Raw genomic sequence first — 5,832 nt, forward strand, 5'->3', positions numbered from 1 at the left:
CAGCACCCAGCCGGCCAGCGCCAGGCAGGGCGCGACCAGCAGACCGAGCGCGGTGGCCGAGAGCCGGTCGCCGACCGCGCGGCTCGCGGTGCCCGCCCCCGCGAGGAGCAGCACCCCGGCCACGGCCGCGCAGGCGGCCCGGACCGAACCGGACTCGGCCACCCCGGGCCGGAAGACCAGCACCAGGGCGGCCAGCACGGTCGCCACGGTGGTGCCGATCAGCAGGGCGCGGGAGGCGCGCGGGGACCAGGTGTCCAGCTTGCGGGCGGCCGTGTCGGCGATCCCGTCCACCAGGTCGTCGAGCCGTGCCTCGGGCAGCGCCTCGGTGTGGGGGCGCAGGTAGAGCACGTCGCCGTCGGCGAGGCCGGCCCGCGCGAGGGTGGTCTCCTCGTCGAGGGGCGCGTCACCGAGCCGCTGGAGCACCCATCCGGCGTGGTCGAGCCCGGACTCCTCGGCTTCCTCGCCGACGTAGCGCAGGAGCGTGGGCAGCAGATCGGCGACCGGCACGTCGGCGGGCACGGCCAGATCGACGGAGACGCTCGGCGCGCGTACGGTCAGGCGGCACAGTTCGGCCACCGCGCTGTCGGTCATCAGCTGAACTCTCGTCTTCCATGGAGGGCTTGACGGGCGGACTTCCCCGGGAGGAGGGCCGTGCGAAGGGTACGAAGGGTACGGAGGGGCCGCGCGGGCCGGAACAGCGGGGTCGGACAGGCGAATTGTGTCCGTGTGCCCGGCAACGGCCTCTCCCGCGTGGACAGGTCGCGTTACGTGAATGCAGACTACTGCCTACGCCCGTCGGGTCGTGCCGGGGACCGGACCCCTGTCCGGTATGCAGTTGAATGGCAGGGGAGTTGACCGCTCCGCGATTTCCACTCACCCCATTCATCCGGCGTTCACCGCGTACCCGGCTCGTCGGAGAATGAGCGTGATGGGGCTTTCCGCTCCCGGTGTGCCGGTATTCGGCGCGGGCGGGAATGCCAGTGAAACCGGAGGTTTCGTTCCTTGAGTGTGGTGCTGTTTCGCCGGCCGGCCCGCAGGCGCGGTCCCCAGATGCCCGAGGGGCAATTGACCCTCCAGGAGCCGCCCGTCCTCGCCGAGGAGGTGCCCGACACCTCGGCGATATGGACGTATCTGCCGATGGCGCTGATGTCGGTGTCGATGATGCTGATGTTCCTGCGTCCGGGCGGCGGCAACGGTGTCTTCATGTACATGGCACTGGGGGTGATGGCGCTGTCCGCCGCCGCCATGCTGCTGGGCCAGCTGATGCGCCGCTCCAGCGAGCGCAAGCAGCGCCTGAAGGGCGAGCGCCGCGACTACCTGCGCTATCTGGCGCAGACCCGCAAGCGGGTCCGCTCGACCATCGTGGAGCAGCAGCGGGCGCTGGCCTGGCGCCATCCGGACCCGGCGTCGCTGCGGTCCCTGGCCCGCACCTCCCGGCTGTGGGAACGGCGCCCGGCCGACGAGGACTTCGGCGAGGTGCGGCTGGCGGTGGGCGAGCAGCAGCTCGCCCTCAGCCTGAACCCGGTCTCCACCCGTCCGGTGGAGGACCTGGAGCCGCTGTGCGCACACGCCCTGCGCCGGTTCGTCCGGGCCTACTCCACCATTCCCGAGCAGCCGCTCGGCCTGTACCTGCGCTCCTCCGCCCGGATCATGCTGCGTCCCGAGCCGGAGCCGCAGGCGCCCGGCGAGGGCGCGGGGAGCGAGGCCGACGGCCCCGGTACCGAGGCCGTACGCGCCCTGGTGCGTGCCGCGCTCGCCCAGCTCGCCGTCTTCCACGCGCCCGAGGAGCTGTGGATCGCCCTGTGCGTCAGCGACGAGCGGCGGGCGGACTGGGAGTGGGTGAAGTGGCTGCCGCACGCGCTGCATCCGCACGAGGAGGACGGTGCGGGCCAGGTCCGGCGGATCACCGCCGACCTCGTCGAGCTGGACGACCTGCTCGGCGCCGAGTTCGCCGAGCGCCCCGGCTTCGACCCGGACGCCCGCCCGGGGCGCGACGAGCCGTACACGGTGGTCGTCCTGGACGGGGTGAGCGTCCCGGAGGGGCACCGCTGGGAGGGGCACGGCTACCGCAACGCGGTGGTCGTGGACCTCTCCGGCGCGCTGCGCTGGCGGCCCGGCCGCAACACGCTGCGGCTGACCGTGGAGCCGGACCGGGTGAGCCTGGTGCGCACCGACCGCAGCCGCAAGGAGCGCACGGTGGCGCTCGGCCGGCCGGACCGGCTCGGGCCACTCGGCGCGGAGTCGCTCGCCCGGCTGATGGCCTCCCGCCGGATCAGCCTCGGCAGCGACATCGCCCAGCCGCTCGACAGCGACGTGGAGCTGACCACCCTGCTCGGCATCCCCGATCTGCACCGGCACGACGCGAAGGCGCTCTTCGAGCGGCACACCGGCTCCGCGCGGCTGCGGGTGCCGATCGCGGTCGGCGTCGACGGCCGCCCGGTGGACCTGGACATCAAGGAGTCCGCGCAGGGCGGCATGGGCCCGCACGGCATGCTCATCGGCGCCACCGGCTCCGGCAAGAGCGAGCTGCTGCGCACCCTCGTCCTCGGGCTCGCCCTGACGAACTCCTCGGAGACGCTGAACTTCATCCTGGTCGACTTCAAGGGCGGTGCCACCTTCCTCGGTCTGGAGGAACTGCCGCACACCTCCGCCGTCATCACCAACCTCGCCGACGAGGTCGCCCTGGTGGAGCGCATGCAGGACGCCCTGCACGGCGAACTCATCCGCCGCCAGGAACTGCTGCGCGCCGCCGGCAACTACACCTCGGCGCTGGAGTACGAGCGCGCCCGCGCGGGCGGGGCCGATCTGACCCCGCTGCCCAGCCTGTTCGTGGTGGTCGACGAGTTCAGCGAACTCCTCTCCGCGCACCGCGAGTTCATGGACCTGTTCGTGATGATCGGCCGGCTCGGCCGCTCGCTGGGCGTGCATCTGCTGCTCGCCTCGCAGCGCCTGGACGAGGGCCGAATGCACCAGTTGGAGAGCCATCTGTCCTACCGGGTGGGACTGCGCACCTTCTCCGCCATGGAGAGCCGGGGCGTGCTCGGTGTCCCGGACGCCTACGAGCTGCCCGCGCAGCCCGGCAGCGGCTATCTGAAGTCCGGTGTGGAGGCGCTGACCCGGTTCCGCGCCGCCTACTCCTCGGGGACCTACCGGCGCCGCACGGGCGCGGTGGTGCAGGCCCGCGTGGCCAGCCAGGTCGTGCCGTGGACGAGCGGCTGGGTGGTGCCGCGCACGCTGGAGCCGGCCGCCGAGCCCGAGCCGGAGATCGAGGAGACGGGCGAGGAGGAGACCCTGCTCGACGTGGCGCTGGAGCGGCTGCGCGACTCGGGTCCCGCGGCGCACCAGGTGTGGCTGCCGCCGCTGGACGAACCGTCCCCGCTGGACGCGCTGCTGCCCGCGCTCGCGCCCGACCCAGAACGCGGTCTCGGCGCCGCGGGCTGGCCGGGGACCGGCCGGCTGCGGGTGCCGGTCGGCCTGGTGGACAAGCCGTTCGAGCAGCGCCGCGATCCGCTGGTGGTGGACCTGTCGGGGGCCGGCGGGCATGTCGCCATCGCGGGCGGTTCGCAGAGCGGCAAGTCCACGCTCGCGCGGACCCTGATCGCCGCCCTGGCGCTCACCCACACGCCCGCCGAGATCCAGTTCTACTGCCTCGACTTCGGCGGCGGCGGCCTCTCGCAGTTCGCCGCGCTCCCCCACGTCGGCGGCGTCGCGGCCCGGCTGAACCCGGAGCGGGTGCACCGGGCGGTCGCCGAGGTGATGACGCTGCTCGCCCGGCGCGAGCAGTTCTTCGTCGACCACACCATCGACTCGATGCAGTCGTACCGCAGGCGCCGGGCGGCCGGGGAGTTCCCCGAGGAGCCCTTCGGCGACGTGTTCATGGTGGTCGACGGCTGGTCGACGGTCCGCCAGGACTACGACGACCTGGTGGCGAAGTTCAACGAACTCGCCGCGCGCGGACTGAACTACGGCATCCATCTCATCGTCACCACCACCCGCTGGGTGGAGTTGTCGGCGCAGGTCCGCGATCAGGCGGGCACCCGCCTCGAGTTGCGGATGGGCGACCCGATGGACTCGGAGATCGACACCCGCAAGGCGCGCTCGGTGCCGCGCAGCGGCGGCCGGGGCATCACCGCCGACAGCAAGATGCACTTCCTCGCCGGTCTGCCGCGGCTGGACGGCAGCGGGTCGCTGGAGGACCTCGGCGAGGGCGTCGCCCACCTCGTCGCGGAGATCGCCCGGCACTGGACGGGCCCGGTCGCCCCGCAGGTGCGGATGCTGCCGCACCGGCTGCCGCTGGCCGAACTCCCCGCGCCCGAGGCCACCGAGGGCGGCGGCATGCGGCTCCCGCTCGGCATCGACCAGGACGCGCTGGAGCCGGTGTGGCACGACTTCAGCCGCACCCCGCACCTGATCGTCGTCGGTGACACGGAGAGCGGCAAGACCAATCTGCTGCGCCGCGTCACCGAGGGCATCACGGCCCGCTACGCCCCGCACGAGGCGAAGATCATCGCGGTGGACTACCGGCGCACGCTGGTGGACGCGGTCCCGGAGGAGTACCGCATCGGGCATGTGATCTCGCTGGACAACCTCAAGGAGACCGTCGAGGGGGCGGCCCGCGCGCTGAAGACCCGGGTCCCCGGCGCGGACATCGCGCCCGCCCGGATGCGCCGCTGCGACTGGTGGACGGGCCCGCGTCTGTTCATCCTGGTCGACGACTACGACATGGTCTCCGGCAACTCCTTCCAGAGCCCCTTCGAGCCGCTCTTCGAGCATCTGACCCTCGGCTTCGAGATGGGCCTGCACATGATCGTGGCGCGCAGCGCCATGGGGGCGGGACGCGGTCTGAGCGACGCCCTCATCCGCCGTCTCGACGAGGCGAACAACCCCGCGATCCTGCTGTCGTGCCCGCCCACCGAGGGGCGTCTGTTCGGCAACGCGAAGCCGCTCAACCTGCCGCCGGGCCGCGCCCAGCACATCGCCCGCCGCCGGGCCAGGCTGATGCAGACGGCGCTGGTGGAGACGGCGCAGGAGGCACAGGGCTGAGGGACCGGGCGGCGGCCCGCGAAGCACCGTACGCACGAGGAGACCGAAGGAGGGGGCCGCCCTGGGCGGCCCCCTCCTTCGGTCTCCTCGACGGGTCAGCCCCGGGGCGTCCCCGGCGACGGCGCCGCGGTCCCCTGCCGCTCCGCCCGTGCCGGGCGCCACCCCCGGGCACGGGCCCGTGGCAGCACGAAGGCGGCCCACAGGATGCCCAGCACGGTGGCGGAGCCGAGCAGGACCAGGACGACGGCGCGGCCCGCGGTCCGGTCGGCGGCGGAGGTGTCCCGCACGGCGACGGGGTCCGGGGCGCGTCCGGCGCCGGCCGGGGCGTCCGGTCCGCCGAGGACCTTGGTCACGGCGGCGTAGGCGTCCAGCTGCGGGATGTCGGCCGGGTAGGCGGTGGCCGTCAGCCGGCGGGCGACGGTCTCGGCCGACGCGTCCGGGTAGGCGGCGCGCACCACCGCGGCGGCCCCGGCGACGTAGGCCGCGGCCACCGAGGCACCGGCGCCCAGGTAGTGGCCGCCGCCGCGCGGGCCGCCGGAGACGACCCCGGCCCCGGGAGCGGCCAGGTCGATGCCGGTGGTGGGCAGGGAGCCGTCGGGGCGGACGCCGGCCGGCAGCATGTCGGCGACGGAGAGCACACCGGGTTCCGCGGCCGGCCAGTACAGGCGCGAGGGGATCTCCTGCGTGCCGCGCCGGGCCGGCGGTTCCGGGGCGGCCGCGGCGACGACGACCGCCCCCGCCCGGCGGGCCGCGGCGACGGCACGGGTCAGCTCCGCGTCGCGGCGCGGC

At 74.0% G+C, this 5,832-nt stretch carries 3 protein-coding genes; 1 reads left to right on the forward strand and 2 read right to left on the reverse strand.

The features are described from left to right. Positions 1–591: type VII secretion integral membrane protein EccD (gene eccD, locus SZN_RS34875; RefSeq protein WP_007504632.1), on the reverse strand; the 591-nt coding region annotated here is incomplete at its 3' end. Between the two features lie 459 nt (positions 592–1,050). Here eccD and eccCa point away from each other — a divergent pair. Next, complete coding sequence (gene eccCa / locus SZN_RS34880) at positions 1,051–5,043, forward strand: type VII secretion protein EccCa (protein ID WP_050815163.1); 3,993 nt, start codon at positions 1,051–1,053, stop codon at positions 5,041–5,043. A gap of 95 nt (positions 5,044–5,138) precedes the next feature. Here eccCa and SZN_RS34885 read toward each other — a convergent pair. Beyond that, positions 5,139–5,832 (reverse strand): S8 family serine peptidase (locus SZN_RS34885; protein WP_007504637.1); only part of this gene is annotated, 694 nt, incomplete at its 5' end.

Origin of the sequence: Streptomyces zinciresistens K42 (genome assembly GCF_000225525.1) — a bacterium.
Classification (GTDB): Bacteria; Actinomycetota; Actinomycetes; order Streptomycetales; family Streptomycetaceae; genus Streptomyces; species Streptomyces zinciresistens.